Consider the following 21428-nt stretch of genomic DNA (forward strand, 5'->3'; position numbering starts at 1 on the left):
GCGATGCTGACGCTCCACGTCGCCGAGGCGTCGCCCGGCACGGCGGTCCTGGTCGACGGCGCGCACGTCGCCGCCGTCGGCCCGTACGACGAACTGGCCGCCGCACACCCCACGGCGCGGGTGCGGCGGTGGCCCGGCATCCTCACCCCCGGGCTGCTCAACCCCTACGGGCCCGAGCTCCTGGAGCAGACGTACCACCCCGATCCGCGCGAGGCCGACGAGCTCGGGACCGAGCCGATCACCGGGGAGCGGGCGCGGGCCCTGTTCCGCGCCGACCCGTCGCGGCAGGGCGCCAGCGCCCGGCGCGGGGTGCAGCGCCTGCTGGCGCACGGGACGGTGGCCGTCGCCGGCGAACTGCGCGGCCGCGCCGCCCAGGACGTGGTGCGCAGGGCCGGGCTCGCGGTCGGCCGGCGCCCGGCGGTGCTGCCGGGGCCCGCGTCGTTCTCGCCGGTGCCGCTCGTCCTGCTGCCGGCGCTCGTGCCCGGGGCGCCCGCGCGGTTCGCGGTGTTCGACGTGCCCGACCGGGCCGCCCTCGTGCGGCAGGGCGCCTCGACGTGCGTGGCCACCGTGGTGGCCGGCCGCCTGCTCCACCGGCGTCGCTGACCGCGCCCCGGGGCGGGGGCGGGCGGCGCACGGGCGGTACGGGCCGGTGCCGCGTGCCGGAGCGGCAGGGTGGCCGGGGGGCTGGAGCGCCGCGTGCCCGGGGTTCTGAGCGGCCGCGTGGCCGGGGCGGGAGCGCCGTGTGTCCGGTGCCGCGTCGGGGCCGTGCCCGCCGGGGCGCCGTTCCGCCCGCCTGCCACAATGGGGCGCGTGACGCGAGCAACCCTGGACAAGCAGCCGCACGAAGTCGCCTCGATGTTCGACGACGTCGCCGCGAACTACGACCTCACCAACGACGTGCTCTCGCTCGGCCAGGACCGGCGGTGGCGCAGGCAGGTCGCCAAGGCAGTCGACGCCCGGCCCGGCCAGCGGGTCCTCGACCTGGCGGCGGGCACCGGCACCTCGTCGCTGCCCTTCGTGGAGGACGGCGCGTACGTCGTGCCGTGCGACTTCTCCCTCGGCATGCTGCGGGAGGGCAAGAGGCGGCACCCCTGGCTCCCGCTCACCGCGGGCGACGCGACCCGGCTGCCCTTCCGCGACGGGGCGTTCGACGCGGTGACGATCTCCTTCGGGCTGCGCAACGTCCAGGACACGGACGCGGCGCTGAGCGAGCTGTACCGCGTGACCAAGCCCGGCGGCCGCGTCGTGATCTGCGAGTTCTCGCACGCGACCTGGGCGCCGTTCCGCACGGTGTACGAGGAGTACCTGATGCGGGCGCTGCCGCCCGTCGCCCGCGCGGTGTCGTCCAACCCGGACGCCTACGTCTACCTCGCCGAGTCCATCCAGAGCTGGCCCGGGCAGCCGGAGCTCGCGGCCCTGCTCCAGCGGGCCGGCTGGACCAAGGTGGCGTGGCGGAACCTCACGGGCGGCATCGTCGCCCTGCACCGCGGCACCAAACCCCTGGACGCGTAACGAGTTTGACGACCCGTGCCGAGCCGGGAGGATAAGGGCCCGACCCGTCCACCGGCACCGGGAGCACCCATGGCGTCGTCCTGTCCGCACTGCGGGGCCTCATCGCCCCCGGAGGCCCGCTTCTGCATGAACTGCGGCCGGGAGCGGTCCACGCCGCCGGCGCCCGCCACGGCGCCGCCCACACCCACAGCCGCCCCGCCGCCGCCCGCGCCGGCGACGCCGCCGTCCGCGGCTCCGGCCGCCCCCGCGGTCCCGCCGCCCGGCCACGCGCCCGGGGCGGTCCCGCCGGCGGGAGCCGTACCGACGGTGGGAGCCGTACCGACGGCGGGTGCGGTACCGCCGCCCCCGCCGGGGTACGTGCCCGCGCCGGTCGGGCCCTCGCCCGCCGCGGAGTTCGTCCGCCGGGCCTTCCGCGGGGCGTGGGGCCCGGCCGTGCGCGCCGCCGCCTGGCCGACCGCCGTGCTGCTGGTGCTCGCCGTCGCGTCGTCCCTGCCCTCGTACGGCCAGGAGCCGGGCGAGGAGGCGCCCCTGGGCTGGGGCGACCGCTTCCGGGTGGCGCTCGCCCTGCTCCTCCAGGCGTTCGGCGGTGGCTTCGAGCTCTCCACGGCCGCGCCGTACGGTCCCGGCTCCGGCACCGGTACGGGAGGGGACGGTGGCGGGTACGGCCCCGGTGGATTCGGCTCCGGTTCGGGCTTCGGACGCTTCGGCTCCGGTGCCGGGGGCTCCGATGCCGGCTTCGGTTCCGGTGGCTTCGGTTCCGGCTTCGGGGAGGGGGCCGCGCAGGGCGGCGCGGGACTGTCGATGGTCCCCCTGACGGTCACCCTGCTGTGGGTCGGCGCCCTGTGGCTCGCCGCCCGCGCGCTGCGCGCCCGTGGTGCCGGGGTCGACGCCTCCGTACGCGTCGCGCTGCCGGCCGCGGGGGCCGTGCTGCTCCTCGGGCTGTTCGGCCGGCCGGAGGTCCAGGGCGTCGCCGTCTCCGGCTCGCCCCTGGTCGCCGCGCTCGTCGCGCTGGTACTGGCCCTGGTGGTGACGGCCGCGGTGCTGCACCGCGACGGGCTGGCCCGGTGGTCCGCCCCACGGCCCGCCGCGGCCATGACCCTGCGGTCCCTCGGGACGGCGGCACGGGCACTCGCCGCCGTCCTCGCGGTCGGGGCGGTCATCGGCCTGGTGACGTACGCGAACGCCGACGGCGTGGACGGCGCGGCGATCCTGCCGGCCCTGGCGATCCTGCCCAACCTCGGTGCCGCCGTCCTCGGCGTCGCCTGGGGCGCGCCGCTGGAGTACGACGTGCAGGGCAGCCTCGGCATGCTCGGCTCCGGCGCGGAGCGCGGCGGCGTGGGGCTGTCGGTGATCGGCGAGGAGTGGGGCGGCTGGGCGATGACCGGCCTGGTCGCCTTCGGCGTCGCCGCCGCGCTCACGGTCGGCCTGTGGGCCGCGCGCCGCTCGCCCGACCAGGGCGGCCGGCTGCTGACGGGTGGCGGGTTCCTCGCGGCGTACCTGCTCGTGGCCGGCATGAGCGGGATCGGCGTCCGGATGGCGGGCGAGGTCGACGGCTTCGGCGGCCAGGGCCGGTTCGAGGTGGCGCCGAGCGTGGCGGACGCGCTGCTGCTCGGACTGCTGTGGGTGGGGGCGGCGGTCCTCGTCGCGCCGTACCTGCTGCGGTTCACCGGGCGCGGCGGCGGTGGCGGTGGTGTCGGTGGTGTCGGCGGCGGCCCGTACGCTGCGGCCCCGGGCGCCGCCCATCCGGCGCCGCCGGCTCCGTGGAGCACCCCGGCCGCCGGTACGGCCCCGGCTCCCGCTCCCGCGCCCGACCCGGCGGCCCCCGGCTTCGGTGCGCCGTCCCCTGGCTCCGTACCCGCGCAGGGCGGGGAGCCGGCCCGTGAGGGGGAGCCCGCCCGGGGCGCCGGCCCCGGCCCCGCCCACGACGCGGCCCCGAGCCCCGCCCACGACCCGGTGCCCGGCCCCGCCGGCGGCGGCCCGGGCGCGGCGTTCACCACCGGCCAGGCCGCGCCCGCGCCGGGTCACCACCCGTACCCCGCCGACCCCGGCGGCACGTACCCCGGTCCGTATCCCGACGGGGGCCCGGCGACCGAGCCCGTGCCCGCACCGCCCGCCCCGAGGGCGCGGCGGCGGGCGCTGCTGCTGTGGGGCGGGGCGCTCATCGCCGCGTTCGCGGTCGGCGGCGGCGTCACCACGGGCCTGCTGATGCTCGGGGACGAGCGGGGGTCCGCGACCACCGTCCAGCCCGCCCCCGACCCGGATGCCAAGCCGGTGGGGGGCGCGAGCGGCGGTGCCACGCCCGGGGCGACGCGGGGGCCGGCCCCCGCGGTGACGCCGACGGCGAGCGCCCCGGAGGCGTCACCGGAGGCGACGACGGCGCCCGGTGGCTCCGCGGCGCCCTCGGCCGGCGCCCCGGACCCTTCGGCGGGCGGTGCGGAACCGACCGTTCCGGCGGGGTACGCGCTCGTCAGCGACGTCGAGGGGTTCGCGTTCGCCGTGCCGTCCGGGTGGCAGCGCGTCTCGGCGAAGCAGGGCCAGATCACCTACGCCGGCCCCACCGGCATGGCCCACTTCCTCGTCGGGGTCGTACGGGACGCCCCGTACACGTCCCTGGAGAACCTGACCGGCCTGGAGGCGAACTCCCGCAAGCGGAACGCCGGCTACCAGCGGGTGCGGCTGGAGGCGAACACGTTCCAGGGCCGGCCCGGCGCCATCTGGGAGTACACCTACCGCGACAGGTCGGGCGAGACCGTGCACGCGGTCGACCAGTCGTACGTCGCCGAGGACGGCACCGAGTTCGCGATCTACTTCACCGCTCGGGAGCGTGACTGGTCGTCGGCCCGCGAGACCTTCGACGTCGCACTCTCCACCTGGGCGCTGAACGACGTGGACTGAGGCCCGCACCGCACCGGTGCGGGCACCCGGCCCGTACCGCCACCCCCACCGGTACGGGCACTCCCACCGGTGCGGGCACCGCCACCGGAGCCCACACCGCCACCGGTGCCCGTCACAGCCGCAGCCCGAACCGGTGGCAGGATGCGCCGTCGCGACCCGGGACCGGCAGGGTCTCCTCGAGGGCCATGCCCAGGCGCCGGGTCACCGCGACGGAGCGGGCGTTGCGGACGTCGACCATGGCGACGACGTGGTCGACGCCCGCCGCCCGCACCCGCTCCAGGGTCTCCCGTGCGGCGGCCGTCGCGTACCCCCGGCCCCACGCCGGGCGGGCCAGGCGCCAGCCGATCTCGATGGCGCCCACCGGGCCCCACGCGTGCGGCCAGGGCTGGGCGCCGGTGAAGCCGACGACCTCGCCGTCCCCGTCGAGCAGCGTCCACAGGCAGAAGCCGCGCTCCGCGTCGTGACGGCGCTGCCGCGCGGTGAACTCGTGGTAGGCCGACAGCTCGGCGGGGCGACCGCCGTGGAACTCCATCACCTCGGGGTCGTCGAACGCCCGGTGCCAGGCGTACGCGTCCTCCTCCGTGGGCACCCTCAGTCGGAAGGCCGGCCGGTCGGCGGGCTGGACCGCGGCGGCGTCGAGCAGCTCGGGCATCGGGGGTGGCCCTTCGGGTCGGGGAACAACGGGTCCCCCTAGACTGCCCATGTCCAGTGCCGTCGGCACGCAATTTCGAGCCTCGGGAGAAGCCGCCGTGACCGAGACCCTCTCCGAACACCGCGCAGACGTCATCGTCGTCGGGGCGGGCCCGGCGGGTTCCACCACCGCGTACTACCTCGCGAAGGCGGGCCTCGACGTCCTCCTGCTGGAGAAGACGGCCTTCCCGCGCGAGAAGGTGTGCGGCGACGGGCTCACGCCCCGCGCCACCAAGCAGCTCGTGGCGATGGGCATCGACATCTCCGAGGAAGCCGGCTGGCTGCGCAACAAGGGCCTGCGCATCATCGGCGGTGGCGTCAGGCTCCAGCTCGACTGGCCCGAGCTGGCCTCGTTCCCGGACTACGGACTGGTCCGCAAGCGCGACGACTTCGACGAGCAGCTCGCCCGGCAGGCGCAGAAGGCCGGCGCCCGGCTGTACGAGCGGTGCAACGTCGGCGAGCCCGTCCTCGACGCGCGGACCGGGCGCATCACCGGCGTCCAGGCGAAGGTGGGCGAGGAGAAGACGCCGATGACCTTCCACGCCCCGCTCGTGGTCGCCGCCGACGGCAACTCCAGCCGGCTGTCCCTCGCGATGGGCCTGCACCGGCGCGAGGACCGGCCGATGGGCGTCGCGGTGCGGACGTACTTCACGACGCCCCGGCACGACGACGACTACCTGGAGTCCTGGCTGGAGCTGTGGGACCGGCGCGGTCCCGGCCCGGACCGCCTCCTGCCCGGCTACGGCTGGATCTTCGGCATGGGCGACGGCACGTCCAACGTCGGCCTCGGCATCCTCAACTCCTCCTCCGCCTTCCGTGAGCTGGACTGGCGCGAGGTGCTGAAGGCGTGGTGCGCGTCCATGCCGGAGGACTGGGGCTTCACCCCCGACAACATGACCATGCCGATCCGCGGCGCCGCCCTGCCGATGGCGTTCAACCGCCAGCCGCACTACACGCGCGGCCTGCTCCTCGTCGGTGACGCGGGCGGGCTGGTCAACCCGTTCAACGGCGAGGGCATCGCCTACGCCATGGAGTCCGGGCAGCTCGCCGCCGACGTCATCGTGCAGGCCCACGCCCGCTCGACCGACGCCCAGCGGGAGCTGGCGCTGAACAACTACCCGAAGGTCCTCAAGGACACCTACGGCGGCTACTACACGCTCGGCCGCGCCTTCGTGAAGCTGATCGGCAACCCGAAGGTCATGAAGATCGCGGCGCAGCGCGGGCTCACCCACCCGATGCTGATGCGGTTCACCCTCAAGATGCTCGCCAACCTCACCGACCCCACGGGCGGGGACGCGATGGACCGGATCATCAACGGCCTGTCGAAGGTCGCCCCGAAGGCGTGAGGCCGCCGGCCGGGAACGACCTGCGGTAGACCGTGGGGGAGACCCCTACGGTCCGGGTGAAGTGGCGGCGCAGGTTCGCCGCCGTGCCCAGTCCGCTGCGTTCACCGACCTGTTCGACGGGCAGGTCGGTGCACTCCAGCAGGGTCTGCGCGCGGGCGATGCGCTGCTGGAGCAGCCACTGGAGCGGGGTCGTGCCGGTCGCCTCGTACAGCCGCCGGTGGAAGGTGCGCGGGCTCATCCGGGCGCGGCGGGCGAGGTCGTCCACGGTGAGCGGCCGCGCGAGGTGCTCGGTCGCCCACTGGAGCACCGGCCCCAGGCCCTCGTCGTCGCTCGGCGGCAGCGGCGCGTCGATGAACTGCGCCTGCCCGCCGGCGCGGTGCGCGTGGACCACGAGGCGGCGGGCCAGCTGGTTGGCGACCCGCGCGCCGAGGTCGCGGCGGACCAGGTGGAGGCAGAGGTCGAGCGCGGCGGTCGCGCCCGCGCTGGTGAGGACGTCGCCGTCGTCGGTGTAGAGCACCGAGTCGTCCACCGTCACGCCCGGATGGCGGGCGGCCAGCTCGGCCGTGTGCTGCCAGTGCGCGGTGGCGCGCCGGCCGTCGAGCAGCCCGGCCGCGGCGAGGGCGAAGGCGCCGGTGCACAGCGACACCATGCGGGCCCCCGACGCGGCCGCCGCGCGCAGCGCCTCCACCAGCTCGGCGGGCACCTCCCGGCCGTCGTCGACGCACTCCTCCGGTACGGACGGCACGATGACGGTGTCGGCGCCGACGAGCCCGTCGAGCCCGTGGTCCGTACGGAGCGAGAAGCCCGCCCCCGGCACCCCCGGCCCGTCCCCGGGCGGTCCGGACCGCCCGCCGGGTACGTCCGGTGCCTCGGCCGCGCACAGGCGCAGGCGGTACCAGGGGTCGGCGAGGTCCTCGTGCGGGATGCCGAAGACGGCGAGGGCGATGGAGAGTTCGTACATCTCCCAGTGCGACAGGCCGGCGTCCTGGACGACGGCCACGGCGACGGTTCCGGCGGGCATGCTCCGGAGCGTACGGCAGGAATTTTGCGGACGGGGGCAGTCCTGCCACTGTCCGGGCCCGGAGCGCGCTGCGAGGGTGGATCACGCAGAGGAAATCCACGCGCAGAGGGAGAAACAAGGCGATGAGCCGTGAAAGCGTCACCGTGCTCGGACTGGGACAGATGGGATCGGCCCTGGCGGCCGCGTTCCTGGCGGCCGGTCACCCGACCACGGTGTGGAACCGTACGCCCGCCAAGGCCGACGACCTGGTCGCGGACGGCGCGCGGCGGGCGGGGACGGTCGCGGACGCCGTGGCGGCGAGCGAGCTGGTCGTGGTGTGCGTCCTGGACTACGGGGTCGTGCGGGAGCTGCTCGAACCGCTCGCCGGCGGGCTCGCGGGGCGGACGCTCGTCAACGTCACGTCAGGTTCGCCGGAGCAGGCGCGGGAGATGGCCCGCTGGGCCGCCGGGCAGGGTGCGCGGTACCTGGACGGCGGGATCATGACGACGCCGCCCGGGGTGGGCGACACCGCCAGCATGTTCCTGTACAGCGGCTCGACCGAGGCGCTGGAGGCCCACCGGGCGACGCTGGCGGTCCTGGGCGACCCGATCGACCTCGGCGAGGACCCGGGGATCGCCTCGCTCTACGACGCGGGGCTGCTGGGGATGATGTGGTCGGTGTTCGGCGGTTGGCTGCACGCGACCGCGCTCGTGGGCGCCGACGGGGTGGCGGCGGGGGCGTTCGCCCCGGTCGCGCTGCGCTGGCTGTCGACCGTGGGCCTGTTCGTGGAGCGGTACGCGGGGCAGATCGACGCCGGGCGGTACCCGGGGGACGACGCCACGATCGACGTGCAGCTCGCGACGGTCGACCACCTGCTGCACGCGGGCGCGCTGCGGGGCGTCGACGGACGCCTCCCCGAGCTGCACCGGGAGCTGATGGCGAAGGCCGTCGCCGACGGGCACGGCGGGGACAGCTACGCGCGGCTCATCGAGGCGTTCCGCCCCACCCGCTGAGGCAAGCCGCCGAGGCACCACGCGCGGCAGCCGCACCCGCTGGGGTCGAACCACCGAGGCACCTCATGTGGGGCCCGCACCGGACCGGGGGTCGGCCCGCCGGCACCCGCCCGCCGGGCGCCGGGCCGGGGTCCGCCCCCGCCGGGGTCGGCCAGCCAAGGCACCACGCGCGGCAGCCCCACCCGCCGGGGTCGGCCAGCCAAGGCGCCAGGCGCGGCAGCCCCACCCGCCGGGGTCGGCCAGCCGCAGCCGCAGCCCCGCCCGCCGGGCCGGGGCGCGTGGGGCCCACCGGGCGCCCGTGCCCGCCCGCCGGCCGTCGCCCCCCCGGCGGGCCGCTGCCCGGCCGCTGACGCCCCGTACGCACGCCAAGGCCGTCGCTCCCGCCCCGAGCGGGGGAGCGACGGCCTTCGGTGCGTGGTCGGCGGCGCGTCAGCCGCCCTGCCGCGTCAGAGGATGCGGACGGCGCCGGACGGCGAGTCGTAGTCGAGCGACCGCTCGACGACACCGGTGCCGGGGTTCTGCGCGCCGACGAAGTTGCCGCCGCCGACGTAGATCGCCACGTGGTACGAGCCGCTGCGGCTGCCCCAGTAGAGGATGTCGCCGGGCTGGAGGTCGCTCAGCGAGACCGAGGTGCCCATGCTGGACTGCGCGCCGGAGACGCGGGGCAGGTCGATGCCGGCCTGGCGGTAGGCGGCCTGGACGAGACCCGAGCAGTCCCAGGCGTTGGGGCCGGTGGCGCCCATGACGTACGCGTCGCCGATCTGGGCGCGCGCGAAGTCGACGATGGCGGCGGCGGAACCGGTGGCCGTCGAGCGGGACGAGCCGCTGTCGCTGCTGCTGCTGCCGCCGTCGCTGTCGCCGCTGTTCGACGACGCGGACAGGGTGGTGCGCTCGGCGGTGCGGGAGGCGCGCTCCCGGGCCTCGGCCCGGGCCTTCTCCTCGGCCTCCTGGGCCTTGCGCTCGGCCTCAGCCTTGCGCTCCGCCTGATCCTTGGCCGTCTTGGCGTCCTTGGCCGCCTTCCCGGCCGCGGCGTCCTCCTGAGCCCGGAGGTCCTGGACCAGCGCGTCCTGCTGGGTCGCCTCGGCGGAGGCGGCGACGGCGGAGGAGAGCGCACCGGACAGGTCCACGTTGGTGAGCGTGGGCATCTCGATGGTCTCGGTCACCGGCTCGGCCTGAGCGGGCGACGCGGCCACCGCGATGGTGCTGAGGACGCCACCGGCAACTCCGGCGCGCAGCGCGAGCTTCGAGGAGCTGCGGCGGGGCTTCCGGTGGCTGGGTATGTGAGCGGTGTGGGACATGGGACAACCGCTATCAGGGCATCGCGGTTCCCATCAAGAAACGTGTGTTGCGCCACAGTTCGGGTCGGAAGGGCCGAATCCGCTTCCGTAGGCCCTTTATTGACGCCGTAACGGACATTTCAGACCCTCGTGATCATGCCCGTGATCATGGGTTTTCCGCGAAACGCCCGAATTGCCGTGCGCTTACCACTCGTTCACGCAGTTGGCCAACCCCGCTTTTCCGGCAGCCCGGAGCGAGTGGCGCAGGTCACATGCGTGGCCCCGTCGGCCGACGCCTACCCGCCGTCGGCCGTCGCACGCGTCCACTCCCGTCCCGCGGCACCCCCGCACGAGTGGGGTGAGCCCCTTTATCACTCGGACGCGTCCGACTCGAATTTGCGTGTAGCGGTCAGCGCTTGATAGTGCAAGACCGCCTCGACCAGCGATGACCGGCTCCGTTGTCACGTATCGTCGCCACTCGGTCACGTCTGGTGCCAAGATCACCGTTCATCCGAATACATGATCGTTCGCCAGGTGGTGGAGATCACAAAGCCGTTGACGCACCCCGTGTCGCAGATCACAGATCGACGGGCATAGGATGCGTTCCAAACGGGCTTGTGAACTGCCTCACATGTAAGCGATCTTCCGGGCTCAGCGCGACGGGCCGGAAGGTGCCGAGGCGGCGACGTGGAAGCCCGGTGCGGTCCAACGGTCAAGGACGACTGGAAGGAGCGAGGAGCGTGAATGCCTACACGCCCATCCTCGTGCTCGGCGCCCTCGGGGCAGCGTTTGCGATCTTCTCCGTGGTCATGGCCACGCTCATCGGCCCCAAGCGGTACAACCGGGCCAAGCTCGAGGCGTACGAGTGCGGCATCGAGCCCACCCCGACGCCGGCCGGAGGTGGCCGCTTCCCGATCAAGTACTACCTGACGGCGATGCTCTTCATCGTCTTCGACATCGAGATCGTCTTCCTCTACCCCTGGGCCGTCACCTTCGACGCACTGGGGATCTTCGGGCTCGTGGAGATGCTGCTCTTCGTGCTCACGGTCTTCGTCGCCTACGCCTACGTGTGGCGGCGCGGCGGCCTGGAATGGGACTGAGGGGCTGAAGGACACACTCATGGGACTCGAAGAGAAGCTGCCGAGCGGATTTCTGCTGACGACGGTCGAGCAGGCCGCGGGATGGGTGCGCAAGGCGTCCGTCTTCCCCGCGACCTTCGGCCTCGCCTGCTGCGCCATCGAGATGATGACCACCGGCGCGGGCCGGTACGACATGGCCCGCTTCGGGATGGAGGTCTTCCGCGGCTCGCCGCGCCAGGCCGACCTGATGATCGTCGCCGGTCGGGTCAGCCAGAAGATGGCCCCGGTCCTGCGCCAGGTCTACGACCAGATGCCCGCCCCGAAGTGGGTGATCTCCATGGGCGTCTGCGCCTCCTCGGGAGGCATGTTCAACAACTACGCCATCGTGCAGGGCGTCGACCACGTCGTCCCCGTCGACATCTACCTGCCCGGCTGCCCGCCCCGCCCCGAGATGCTGCTCGACGCGATCCTCAAGCTCCACGAGAAGATCCAGTCCTCCAAGCTCGGCGTCAACGCCCGGGAGGCGGCCCGCGAGGCGGAGGAGGCGGCGCTCAAGGCGCTCCCCACGATCGAGATGAAGGGGCTGCTCCGGTGACCGACCAGCCGAACCGGCCGAACGGGCCCGGTGACCCGCACCGGACCGACGAGCCGAACCCCGAGAAGGAACTCGCCGCGCAGAACCTGCCCGGCCAGCGCGGCGACCACGGCGAGGAGATCCGCGTCCAGCGCGGCATGTTCGGCGCCGAGCGGGGCGGCGACACCTCCGGCTACGACGGCCTCGTCCGTCCCGTCCGCCTCCCCGGCCCGGCCGTCCGCCCCTACGGGGGCTGGTTCGACGAGGTCGCCGACGAGCTCGAGGGCGCCCTGGAGGAACAGGGGCTCGTCCCGGAGAACGCCATCCAGAAGACGGTCGTCGACCGCGGGGAACTCACCTTCCACGTCGCCCGCGAGCACCTCGTCCGGGTCGCCCGCACCCTCCGCGACGACCCCGCGCTCCGCTTCGAGCTGTGCACGGGCGTCAGCGGCGTGCACTACCCGGGTGACAAGGGCCGCGAGCTGCACGCCGTCTACCACCTGCGCTCGCTCACCCACGGCCGGCTGATCCGCCTGGAGGTGTCCGCCCCGGACGCCGACCCGCACGTCCCGTCCCTCGTCGCGGTCTACCCGACCAACGACTGGCACGAGCGCGAGGCGTACGACTTCTTCGGCCTGGTCTTCGACGGCCACCCCGCCCTGACCCGGATCATGATGCCGGACGACTGGCAGGGCTTCCCGCAGCGCAAGGACTACCCCCTCGGCGGCATCCCCGTCGAGTACAAGGGCGCCCAGATCCCGGCTCCGGACCAGCGGAGGTCGTACTCGTGACCACCCCACACGCCCACCCGTCGCCCGGCCACCACGCCTCGCCGGGTCCCTCCGGGACGCACCTCGCCGACGCGGCCGATGCCCGCGAGACCACCGAGGGCACCGTCTACACCGTCACCGGCGGCGACTGGGACGAGGTCGTCCAGTCCGCGGCGAAGGCCGACGACGAGCGGATCGTCGTCAACATGGGCCCCCAGCACCCCTCCACCCACGGCGTGCTCCGGCTCATCCTGGAGATCGACGGCGAGACCGTCACCGAGGCCCGCTGCGGCATCGGCTACCTGCACACCGGCATCGAGAAGAACCTCGAGTACCGGACGTGGACGCAGGGCACCACCTTCGTGACGCGCATGGACTACCTGACGCCGTTCTTCAACGAGGCGGCGTACTGCCTCGGCGTCGAGAAGCTCCTCGGCATCGAGGACCGGATCCCCGACCGCGCCACGGTGATCCGGGTCCTGCTCATGGAGCTCAACCGGCTCTCCTCGCACCTGGTGTGCATCGCCACCGGCGGCATGGAGCTCGGCGCCACCACGGTCATGATCTACGGGTTCCGGGACCGCGAGATGATCCTGGACCTCTTCGAGCTGATCACCGGCCTGCGCATGAACCACGCGTTCATCCGCCCCGGCGGCCTCGCCCAGGACCTGCCGCCCGGCGCCGTCGACCAGGTCCGCGAGTTCGTGCGGACCATGCGGAAGAACCTGCCGGAGTACGACAAGCTCGCCACCGGCAACCCCATCTTCAAGGCCCGCATGCAGGACATCGGCCACCTCGACCTGACCGGCTGCATGGCCCTCGGCGCCACCGGCCCGATCCTGCGCGCCGCCGGCCTCCCGCACGACCTGCGCCGCGCGGAGCCGTACTGCGGCTACGAGACGTACGAGTTCGAGGTGCCGACCGCCGACACCTGCGACGCCTACGGCCGCTTCCTGATCCGGCTGGAGGAGATGCACCAGTCGCTGCGGATCATCGAGCAGTGCCTCGACCGGCTCGCCCCCGGGCCCGTCATGGTCGACGACCGGAAGATCGCCTGGCCCGCGCAGCTCGCGCTCGGCCCGGACGGACTCGGCAACTCCCTCGACCACATCAAGAAGATCATGGGCACCTCCATGGAGGCCCTGATCCACCACTTCAAGCTGGTCACCGAGGGCTTCCGGGTCCCCGCCGGCCAGGCGTACGCCGCGGTCGAGTCCCCCAAGGGCGAGCTCGGCGCCCATGTCGTCTCCGACGGCGGCACCCGCCCCTACCGGGTCCACTTCCGCGACCCGTCCTTCACCAACCTCCAGGCCATGGCGGCGATGTGCGAGGGCGGCCAGGTCGCCGACGTCATCGTCGCCGTCGCGTCCATCGACCCCGTGATGGGAGGCGTCGACCGGTGACCGACGTCCAGCTGGGGATGCCCGAACTCCCCGCCCCCGACTACCCCGCCGACGTGCGCGCCCGGCTGGAGACGGACGCCCGGGAGGTGATCGCCCGCTACCCCGACTCCCGCTCCGCGCTGCTGCCGCTGCTGCACCTCGTCCAGGCCGAGGAGGGCCACGTCACCCGCACCGGCATGCGGTTCTGCGCCGAGGTGCTCGGGCTGACCACCGCCGAGGTCACCGCCGTCGCGACCTTCTACACCATGTACCGGCGCAAGCCCTCCGGCGACTACCAGGTCGGGGTCTGCACCAACACGCTCTGCGCGGTCATGGGCGGCGACGCCATCTACGAGGAGCTGAAGGAGCACCTCGGCGTCGGCGACCAGGAGACCACCGCCGACGGCAAGGTCACCCTCGAACACATCGAGTGCAACGCCGCCTGCGACTTCGCACCCGTCGTGATGGTCAACTGGGAGTTCTTCGACAACCAGACGCCCCAGAGCGCCAAGCGGCTCGTCGACGACCTGCGCGCCGGCCTCCCCGTCGCGCCCACCCGCGGCGCGCCGCTGTGCTCGTTCAAGGAGACGGCCCGCATCCTCGCCGGGTTCCCCGACACCCGCCCCGGCGCCGTCGAGGCGACCGGCGGGGCGGGCCCCGCCTCCCTCATCGGCCTCCGGCTCGCCAAGGGCGAGGCGCTGCCGCCGCGCGTCGTCCACCCGCGCGGCGAGTCCGCCGACGCCGGTACCCGCGACCAGGCCCCGCACGGCGGCCCCCAGCCCGGCTCCGGGCACCTCAGCTCGCACGACGCACCACAACAGACCTCCGCGTCCGACCCGAAGCACCCGGCCGGGCCGGTCAGCGAGGAGGGGGAGTGATGACCTTGGCCACCGAGATCGGGGAGACCAGCCCCGAGAAGCTCCTCTCGCCGGTCCTGTCCGCCTTCTGGGACGAGCCCCGCTCCTGGACCCTGGACACCTACCGGCGGCACGACGGGTACGAGGGCCTCCGCAAGGCCCTCGCCATGACACCGGACGAGGTCATCGCCTACGTCAAGGACTCCGGTCTGCGCGGCCGCGGCGGCGCCGGCTTCCCCACCGGGATGAAGTGGCAGTTCATCCCGCAGGGCGACGGCAAGCCCCACTACCTCGTGGTGAACGCCGACGAGTCCGAGCCGGGCACCTGCAAGGACATCCCGCTCCTCTTCGCCAACCCGCACTCGCTCATCGAGGGCATCGTGATCGCCTGCTACGCGATCAGGTCCTCGCACGCCTTCGTCTACCTGCGCGGCGAGGTCGTCCCCGTGCTGCGCCGGCTCCACGAGGCCGTGCGCGAGGCGTACGCCGCGGGCTTCCTCGGCAAGGACGTGCTCGGCAGCGGACTCGACGTCGACCTCACCGTCCACGCCGGGGCCGGCGCGTACATCTGCGGCGAGGAGACCGCGCTGCTCGACTCCCTCGAAGGGCGCCGCGGCCAACCCCGGCTGCGTCCCCCGTTCCCCGCGGTCGCCGGTCTGTACGCCTGCCCCACCGTGGTGAACAACGTCGAGTCGATCGCCTCCGTGCCCGCGATCATGCACCGGGGCAAGGACTGGTTCCGGTCGATGGGCAGCGAGAAGTCCCCCGGCTTCACGCTGTACTCGCTCAGCGGCCACGTCGCCGGCCCCGGCCAGTACGAGGCCCCGCTCGGCATCACGCTGCGCCAGCTGCTCGACATGAGCGGCGGCATGCGCCCCGGCCACCGGCTGAAGTTCTGGACGCCGGGCGGCTCGTCGACGCCGATGTTCACCGACGAGCACCTCGACGTGCCCCTCGACTACGAGGGGGTCGGCGCCGCCGGGTCCATGCTCGGCACCAAGGCCCTGCAGTGCTTCGACGAGACGACGTGCGTCGTCCGCGCCGTCACGCGGTGGACCGAGTTCTACGCCCACGAGTCGTGCGGCAAGTGCACCCCCTGCCGGGAGGGCACCTACTGGCTGGTGCAGCTGCTGCGCGACATCGAGGCCGGCCGGGGCGCGCTCTCCGACCTCGACAAGCTCGCCGACATCGCCGACAACATCAACGGCAAGTCGTTCTGCGCCCTCGGCGACGGCGCCGCCTCGCCGATCTTCTCCTCCCTGAAGTACTTCCGCGGGGAGTACGAGGAGCACATCACCGGCAAGGGCTGCCCCTTCGACCCGGCCAGGTCGACGGCCTGGGCGGACAACCACGTGGAGGTGACGGCATGACCGTCATGGCGTCGAACCCCGCCGGCGGCGGGGCGGCCCCGGTGCCCCCGGAGGACCTGGTCACGCTGACCATCGACGGGATCGAGACCTCCGTCCCCAAGGGGACGCTGGTCATCCGCGCGGCCGAGCAGCTCGGCATCGAGATCCCCCGGTTCTGCGACCACCCGCTCCTCGACCCGGCCGGCGCCTGCCGCCAGTGCATCGTCGAGGTCGAGGGCCAGCGCAAGCCGATGGCCTCCTGCACCATCACCTGCACCGACGGCATGGTCGTCAAGTCGCAGCTCACCTCGGAGGTCGCCGAGAAGGCGCAGGTGGGCGTGATGGAGCTGCTGCTCATCAACCACCCCCTGGACTGCCCCGTCTGCGACAAGGGCGGCGAGTGCCCCCTGCAGAACCAGGCCATGTCCCACGGGCAGGCGGAGTCCCGCTTCGAGGGCCGCAAGCGCACCTACGAGAAGCCCGTCCCGATCTCCACGCAGGTGCTGCTCGACCGCGAGCGGTGCGTGCTGTGCGCCCGCTGCACCCGGTTCTCCAACCAGGTCGCGGGCGACCCGATGATCGAGCTGATCGAGCGCGGCGCCCTCCAGCAGGTCGGCACCGGCGAGGGCGACCCGTTCGTGTCGTACTTCTCCGGCAACACCATCCAGATCTGCCCGGTCGGCGCGCTGACCTCGGCGGCGTACCGGTTCCGCTCCCGCCCCTTCGACCTGGTCTCCTCGCCGAGCGTGTGCGAGCACTGCGCCGGCGGGTGCGCCACCCGCACCGACCACCGGCGCGGGAAGGTCATGCGGCGGCTCGCCGCGAACGACCCGGAGGTCAACGAGGAGTGGCTGTGCGACAAGGGGCGCTTCGCGTTCCGGTACGCGCAGGCCCGCGACCGGCTCGTCACGCCGCTCGTGCGGGGCGCCGACGGCGCGCTCGCCCCCGCGTCCTGGCCGGAGGCGCTGGAGGCGGCGGCGCGCGGCCTGGTCCGCGGCCGCACCGGCGTCCTCACCGGCGGCCGGCTGACGGTCGAGGACGCCTACGCGTACGCCAAGTTCGCGCGCGTCGCCCTCGCCACCAACGACATCGACTTCCGGGCGCGCGTCCACAGCAGCGAGGAGGCCGACTTCCTCGCCGCCCGTGTCGCCGGCCGGGGCCGTGACCTCGACGGCCGCGGGGTCACCTACGGCTCGCTGGAGAAGGCGCCCGCGGTGCTGCTGGTGGGCGTGGAGGCCGAGGAGGAGGCGCCCGGCGTCTTCCTGCGGCTGCGCAAGGCGTGGCGCAAGCACGGGCAGCGCACGTACGCCCTCGCCCCGTACGCCACCCGCGGTCTGCGGAAGGCGGGCGGCACGCTGCTGCCCGCCGCGCCCGGAACCGAGACGGAGTGGCTGGACGCGCTGGTCTCCGGTACCGGCCTCGACGCGCCGGGCTCGGCCGCCGTGGAGGCGCTGCGCGCACCGGGCGCCGTCATCGTCGTCGGCGAGCGGCTCGCGGGCGTCACCGGCGCGCTGACCGCCGCCGTCCGGGCCGCGAACGCCACCGGCGCCGAGCTGGTGTGGATCCCGCGCCGGGCCGGCGAGCGCGGCGCGGTGTGGGCGGGCGCCGTCCCCTCGCTGCTGCCCGGCGGGCGGCCCGCCACCGACCCCCGCGCCCGCGAGGAGACGGCGACCGCCTGGGGCGTCAGCGAACTGCCGCACCGCTACGGCCGCGACACCGGGCAGATCGTGGAGGCCGCGGCCGCCGGGGAGCTCGGCGCGCTGCTCGTCGCGGGCGTCGAGGTCGCCGACCTGCCCGACCCGGCGCGCGCCCGGGAGGCGCTCGACGCGGCGTTCGTGGTGTCGCTGGAGCTGCGCCCCGGCGAGGTCACCGACCGGGCGGACGTGGTCCTGCCGGTCGCGGCCGTCGCCGAGAAGGCCGGCACCTTCCTCAACTGGGAGGGCCGCGTCCGGATGTTCGAGGCGGCGCTGAAGCCGGAGCAGCTCACCCGTGCGCTGCCCCCGACCGACGCGCGCGTCCTGCACATGCTGGCCGACGTCATGGACGTGCCGTTCGGCCTGCCCGACGTCCGGGCCGTGCGCGCCGAGATGGACCGGCTCGGCCGGTGGGACGGCACGCCGGCGGGCGACCCCACCGAGTCCGGCCGGCCGCTGCCGCGGGCCGGTGCGGGCGAGGCCGTCCTGGCCGGCCACCGGATGCTCCTCGACCTCGGCCGCCTCCAGGAGGGCGACGAGGCGCTCGCCGGCACCCGGCACGCCGCGCCCGCCCGCCTCTCGGCCGCCACCGCGCGGGAGACCGGGGTCGCGGACGGCGGACTCCTCCAGGTCACCGGCCCCGCCGGGTCGGTGCGGCTGCCGCTGCGGGTGACCGAGATGCCCGACCGGGTGGTGTGGTTGCCGCTGCGGTCGACCGGCGGCGGTGTCCTCTCCGACCTGGGCGCGGTTCCCGGCGGGCTCGTCCGCCTCGCCCCGGCCGCCGGCGCGCCGGCGCCCTCCTCCCCACCGGCGTCGACGGACTCGACGGACCCGACCGACTCGTCGGAGGTGCGCGCATGAACCCGGTCCTCCTCGCGGCCGAGGACCTCTCCGTGTTCGGCCGGGACCCCTGGTGGCTCGTGGCCGTCAAGGCGGTCTTCTGCTTCGCCTTCCTGATGGTGACCGTGCTGATCTCCATCGTGATGGAGCGCAAGGTCGTCGCCTGGATGCAGCTGCGCATCGGCCCCAACCGGCACGGCCCGTGGGGCCTCCTGCAGTCCCTCGCGGACGGCGTCAAGCTGATGCTCAAGGAGGACGTGATCGTCAAGCGGGCGGACAAGGTCGTCTACGTCCTCGCCCCGATCATCTCCGCCGTCCCCGCCTTCATGGCGATCGCGGTGATCCCCTTCGGGCCGGCAGGCAACGAGGTCTCGATCTTCGGCCACCGCACCACGATGCAGCTGACGGACCTGCCGATCGCGATGCTGTACATCCTCGCGGTCGCCTCGGTCGGCATCTACGGCATCGTCCTCGCCGGCTGGTCCTCCGGCTCGACCTACCCCCTGCTGGGCGGGCTGCGGGCCTGCGCGCAGATGATCTCGTACGAGATCGCGATGGGCGCGGCCTTCGCGTCCGTCTTCCTCTACTCCGGTTCCATGTCCACCTCGACGATCGTCGAGGCGCAGGCGGACCGCTGGTTCGTGGTGCTGCTGCCGGTGTCGTTCCTCATCTACATGGTGACGATGGTCGGCGAGGTGAACCGCGCCCCGTTCGACATGCCGGAGTCCGAGGGCGACCTGGTCGGCGGTTTCAACACCGAGTACAGCTCCATCAAGTTCGCGATGTTCATGCTGGCCGAGTACGTCAACATGGTCACCGTCTCGGTCGTGTCGGTCACCCTCTTCCTGGGTGGCTGGCGCGCCCCGTACCCGATCTCCGGGTTCTGGGAGGGCGCGAACCACGGCTGGTGGCCGATGCTCTGGTTCGTCGGCAAGGTCGTGCTGCTGCTCTTCCTCTTCGTGTGGCTGCGCGGCACGCTGCCCCGCGTCCGCTACGACCAGCTGATGAAGCTCGGCTGGAAGGTCCTGATCCCCGTCTCCGTCGTGTGGCTGATGCTCGTCGCCACCGTCCGCGCCCTGCGGAACGAGAACGTCGCCTTCCAGTCGATCGTGCTGTACGTCGCCGGCGGCGTCCTCGCGGTGCTGCTGCTCTCCTTCGTCGCGGACATGTTCCGCGAACGCAGGGCCGGGGCGGCGGCCGAGGCGGAGCAGGCGGACGAGGACGGCGGGTTCGACCCGATGGCGGGCGGCTTCCCGGTGCCGCCGCTGCCCGGCCAGACCCTGCCGCCGGTCCCGCGCCGACGGCCGCGCGGTGAGCGCGAATTGATCGCCAGTGGCCCGAGGGACACTGCGAGTGACGGAAAGGAGACGGACGGTGTCTACTGAGTCATCCCGGGGGGACACCCCACGGACCCCCTTCCAGAACCCGGTGGCCGGCTTCGGCGTGACCTTCAAGGCCATGTTCAAGAAGCGGCTGACGGAGCAGTACCCGGAGCAGCCGAAGACGACGGCGCCCCGCTTCCACGGCCGGCACCAGCTCAACCGCCACCCGGACGGGCTGGAGAAGTGCATCGGCTGCGAGCTGTGCGCCTGGGCCTGCCCCGCCGACGCGATCTACGTGGAGGGCGCGGACAACACCGACGAGGAGCGCTACTCGCCCGGCGAGCGGTACGGCCGCGTCTACCAGATCAACTACGCCCGCTGCATCCTGTGCGGCCTGTGCATCGAGGCGTGCCCGACCCGGGCGCTGACGATGACCAACGAGTTCGAGCTCGCCGACAGCTCCCGCGAGAACCTCATCTACACCAAGGAGCAGCTCCTCGCGGGTCTCGACGACGACATGGTCGACACGCCGCACGCCATGTACCCGGGGACGGACGAGCAGGACTACTACCGGGGCCTGGTCCACGGGGCCGCGCCGGACACGGTCCGGCAGGTCGCGGTGAGCAAGGGCGAGGAGCCGCAGGAGGCGGCGACGGACTTCGGCCCGACCGAGCCCGCGTCCGGGAAGGTGGTCGGGGCATGACCGCGAGCACCCTGGCCGCCGCCTACACCACCTCGACCGGCGAGGCCGTGCAGTTCTGGCTGCTGGGCACGGTCGCGGTGGTCGGCGCGCTGTGCACCGTCCTGATGCGCAGGGCCGTGCACAGCGCCCTGTGCCTGGCCGGGACGATGGTGATCCTGGCCGTCTTCTACCTGGCCAACGGCGCCTACTTCCTGGGCGTCGTCCAGATCATCGTGTACACCGGCGCGATCATGATGCTGTTCCTCTTCGTCGTGATGCTCGTCGGCGTCACCGCCGCCGACTCGCTGACGGAGACCCTGAAGGGCCAGCGCTGGCTGGCCGCGCTCTGCGGCCTCGGCTTCGGGGCGCTGCTGGTCGCCGGTCTCGGCCGCGCCTCCCTGGACACGTTCACCGGCCTCGGCACGGCGAACGCCGGGGGGAACGTCGAGGGGCTGGCGGCGCTCATCTTCACCAAGTACGTCTTCGCCTTCGAGATCACCGGCGCGCTCCTCATCACCGCGACGGTCGGCGCGATGGTGCTCACGCACCGCGAGCGCATCGAACGGGCCCGGACCCAGCGGGAGCTGGCACAGCAGCGGGTGCGCGAGGGCAAGCAGCTCCCGCCGCTCCCCGCCCCCGGTGTGTACGCCCGGCACAACGCCGTGGACGTCCCCGGCCTCCTGCCCGACGGCACCCCGTCGGAGCTGACCGTCAGCCGCACGCTGCGCAAGCGCGGCCAGGTCCGCGACGTGTCGCCGCAGGCGCTGGCGGACCTGCGGGCGCTGGAGCGGCGCGCCGAGGAGCGGCTGGGCCGCGATCGGGACGGAGAGGAGGCGGCCAAGTGAATCCCGTCAACTACCTCTACCTCGCCGCCGTGTTGTTCACCATCGGCGCCGCCGGCGTGCTGGTCCGGCGGAACGCGATCGTCGTCTTCATGTGCGTGGAGCTGATGCTCAACGCCTGCAACCTCACGCTGGTGGCCTTCTCCCGGCTGCACGGCAACCTGGACGGCCAGATCATCGCGTTCTTCACGATGGTCGTCGCCGCCGCGGAGGTCGTGGTGGGGCTCGCCATCATCGTGTCCCTGTTCCGTGCCCGCCACTCGGCCTCGGTCGACGACGCCAGCCTGATGAAGCTGTAAGGGGT

General features: G+C 73.7%; 19 protein-coding genes. 16 read left to right on the forward strand and 3 right to left on the reverse strand.

From position 1 onward, the window contains the following. Window positions 1-3: 3 nt before the first annotated feature. The 3 genes from NRO40_RS17500 (at window position 4) to NRO40_RS17510 (ending at window position 4407) form a co-directional block, all read left to right on the forward strand. Window positions 4-603: an imidazolonepropionase-like domain-containing protein gene (locus NRO40_RS17500; protein ID WP_058945289.1), complete on the forward strand. Its 600-nt coding sequence runs from the start codon at window positions 4-6 to the stop codon at window positions 601-603. Between the two features lie 207 nt (window positions 604-810). Next, window positions 811-1512 carry a demethylmenaquinone methyltransferase gene (locus NRO40_RS17505; RefSeq protein WP_058945293.1) on the forward strand — a complete coding sequence of 234 codons (702 nt, stop codon included), beginning with the start codon at window positions 811-813 and terminating at the stop codon, window positions 1510-1512. A 306-nt stretch (window positions 1513-1818) separates the two neighbouring features. Beyond that, a complete protein-coding gene (locus NRO40_RS17510; protein WP_058945288.1) occupies window positions 1819-4407 on the forward strand; it encodes a hypothetical protein in 2589 nt (862 codons plus the stop codon). A 112-nt stretch (window positions 4408-4519) separates the two neighbouring features. Here NRO40_RS17510 and NRO40_RS17515 read toward each other — a convergent pair whose 3' ends face one another. Further along, on the reverse strand, window positions 4520-5059 hold the full coding sequence (locus NRO40_RS17515; RefSeq protein WP_058945287.1) for a GNAT family N-acetyltransferase: 540 nt from the start codon (window positions 5057-5059) through the stop codon (window positions 4520-4522). Window positions 5060-5156: 97 nt separating this feature from the next. Between NRO40_RS17515 and NRO40_RS17520 the strand changes: the two genes are divergently transcribed. Then, complete coding sequence (locus NRO40_RS17520; RefSeq protein ID WP_058945286.1) at window positions 5157-6443, forward strand: geranylgeranyl reductase family protein; 1287 nt, start codon at window positions 5157-5159, stop codon at window positions 6441-6443. Here NRO40_RS17520 and NRO40_RS17525 read toward each other — a convergent pair. Further along, entirely contained in the window at window positions 6409-7464 is a 1056-nt protein-coding gene (locus NRO40_RS17525; protein WP_058945285.1) for a helix-turn-helix domain-containing protein, read from the reverse strand. The genes NRO40_RS17520 and NRO40_RS17525 overlap by 35 nt on opposite strands. A 122-nt stretch (window positions 7465-7586) precedes the next feature. Here NRO40_RS17525 and NRO40_RS17530 point away from each other — a divergent pair, with 122 nt between their 5' ends. Continuing rightward, the gene (locus NRO40_RS17530) at window positions 7587-8456 is read left to right on the forward strand and encodes an NAD(P)-dependent oxidoreductase (RefSeq protein ID WP_058945284.1); all 870 of its coding nucleotides are present in this window, start codon (window positions 7587-7589) and stop codon (window positions 8454-8456) included. Window positions 8457-8902: 446 nt separating this feature from the next. Here the strand turns inward: NRO40_RS17530 and NRO40_RS17535 are convergent, their stop codons facing one another. Next, window positions 8903-9754, reverse strand: a complete 852-nt coding sequence (locus NRO40_RS17535; protein ID WP_058945142.1) for a C40 family peptidase — start codon at window positions 9752-9754, stop codon at window positions 8903-8905. A gap of 719 nt (window positions 9755-10473) precedes the next feature. On the opposite strand from NRO40_RS17535, the gene NRO40_RS17540 reads away from it, so the two are divergent. Genes NRO40_RS17540 through nuoK form a run of 11 tightly spaced genes read left to right on the forward strand, consistent with a single transcriptional unit; the run spans window position 10474 to window position 21423 of the window. Continuing rightward, window positions 10474-10833 (forward strand): NADH-quinone oxidoreductase subunit A, encoded by a 360-nt coding sequence (locus tag NRO40_RS17540; protein ID WP_058945141.1) that lies wholly within the window; start codon window positions 10474-10476, stop codon window positions 10831-10833. A 19-nt stretch (window positions 10834-10852) separates the two neighbouring features. Next, window positions 10853-11407: a NuoB/complex I 20 kDa subunit family protein gene (locus NRO40_RS17545; protein WP_058945140.1), complete on the forward strand. Its 555-nt coding sequence runs from the start codon at window positions 10853-10855 to the stop codon at window positions 11405-11407. Further along, window positions 11404-12177 carry an NADH-quinone oxidoreductase subunit C gene (locus NRO40_RS17550; protein ID WP_058945139.1) on the forward strand — a complete coding sequence of 258 codons (774 nt, stop codon included), beginning with the start codon at window positions 11404-11406 and terminating at the stop codon, window positions 12175-12177. The genes NRO40_RS17545 and NRO40_RS17550 overlap by 4 nt, the downstream gene beginning before the upstream one ends. Further along, window positions 12174-13559 (forward strand): NADH-quinone oxidoreductase subunit D, encoded by a 1386-nt coding sequence (locus NRO40_RS17555; protein ID WP_058945138.1) that lies wholly within the window; start codon window positions 12174-12176, stop codon window positions 13557-13559. Before NRO40_RS17550 ends, NRO40_RS17555 begins: the two co-directional genes overlap by 4 nt. A 17-nt stretch (window positions 13560-13576) precedes the next feature. After that, a complete protein-coding gene (gene nuoE, locus NRO40_RS17560; RefSeq protein ID WP_058945144.1) occupies window positions 13577-14416 on the forward strand; it encodes an NADH-quinone oxidoreductase subunit NuoE in 840 nt (279 codons plus the stop codon). Beyond that, a complete protein-coding gene (gene nuoF / locus NRO40_RS17565; protein WP_058945137.1) occupies window positions 14416-15765 on the forward strand; it encodes an NADH-quinone oxidoreductase subunit NuoF in 1350 nt (449 codons plus the stop codon). The genes nuoE and nuoF overlap by 1 nt, the downstream gene beginning before the upstream one ends. Beyond that, the gene (locus tag NRO40_RS17570; protein ID WP_058945136.1) at window positions 15762-18299 is read left to right on the forward strand and encodes an NADH-quinone oxidoreductase subunit G; all 2538 of its coding nucleotides are present in this window, start codon (window positions 15762-15764) and stop codon (window positions 18297-18299) included. The genes nuoF and NRO40_RS17570 overlap by 4 nt, the downstream gene beginning before the upstream one ends. Continuing rightward, on the forward strand, window positions 18296-19663 hold the full coding sequence (nuoH, locus tag NRO40_RS17575; RefSeq protein ID WP_058945135.1) for an NADH-quinone oxidoreductase subunit NuoH: 1368 nt from the start codon (window positions 18296-18298) through the stop codon (window positions 19661-19663). Before NRO40_RS17570 ends, nuoH begins: the two co-directional genes overlap by 4 nt. Beyond that, entirely contained in the window at window positions 19653-20303 is a 651-nt protein-coding gene (nuoI, locus tag NRO40_RS17580; RefSeq protein ID WP_058945134.1) for an NADH-quinone oxidoreductase subunit NuoI, read from the forward strand. Before nuoH ends, nuoI begins: the two co-directional genes overlap by 11 nt. Further along, on the forward strand, window positions 20300-21127 hold the full coding sequence (locus tag NRO40_RS17585) for an NADH-quinone oxidoreductase subunit J (RefSeq protein WP_058945133.1): 828 nt from the start codon (window positions 20300-20302) through the stop codon (window positions 21125-21127). Before nuoI ends, NRO40_RS17585 begins: the two co-directional genes overlap by 4 nt. Beyond that, on the forward strand, window positions 21124-21423 hold the full coding sequence (gene nuoK / locus NRO40_RS17590; protein ID WP_058945132.1) for an NADH-quinone oxidoreductase subunit NuoK: 300 nt from the start codon (window positions 21124-21126) through the stop codon (window positions 21421-21423). Before NRO40_RS17585 ends, nuoK begins: the two co-directional genes overlap by 4 nt. Window positions 21424-21428 lie beyond the last annotated feature (5 nt).

This window comes from Streptomyces changanensis (assembly GCF_024600715.1).
Taxonomy (GTDB): Bacteria; Actinomycetota; Actinomycetes; order Streptomycetales; family Streptomycetaceae; genus Streptomyces; species Streptomyces changanensis.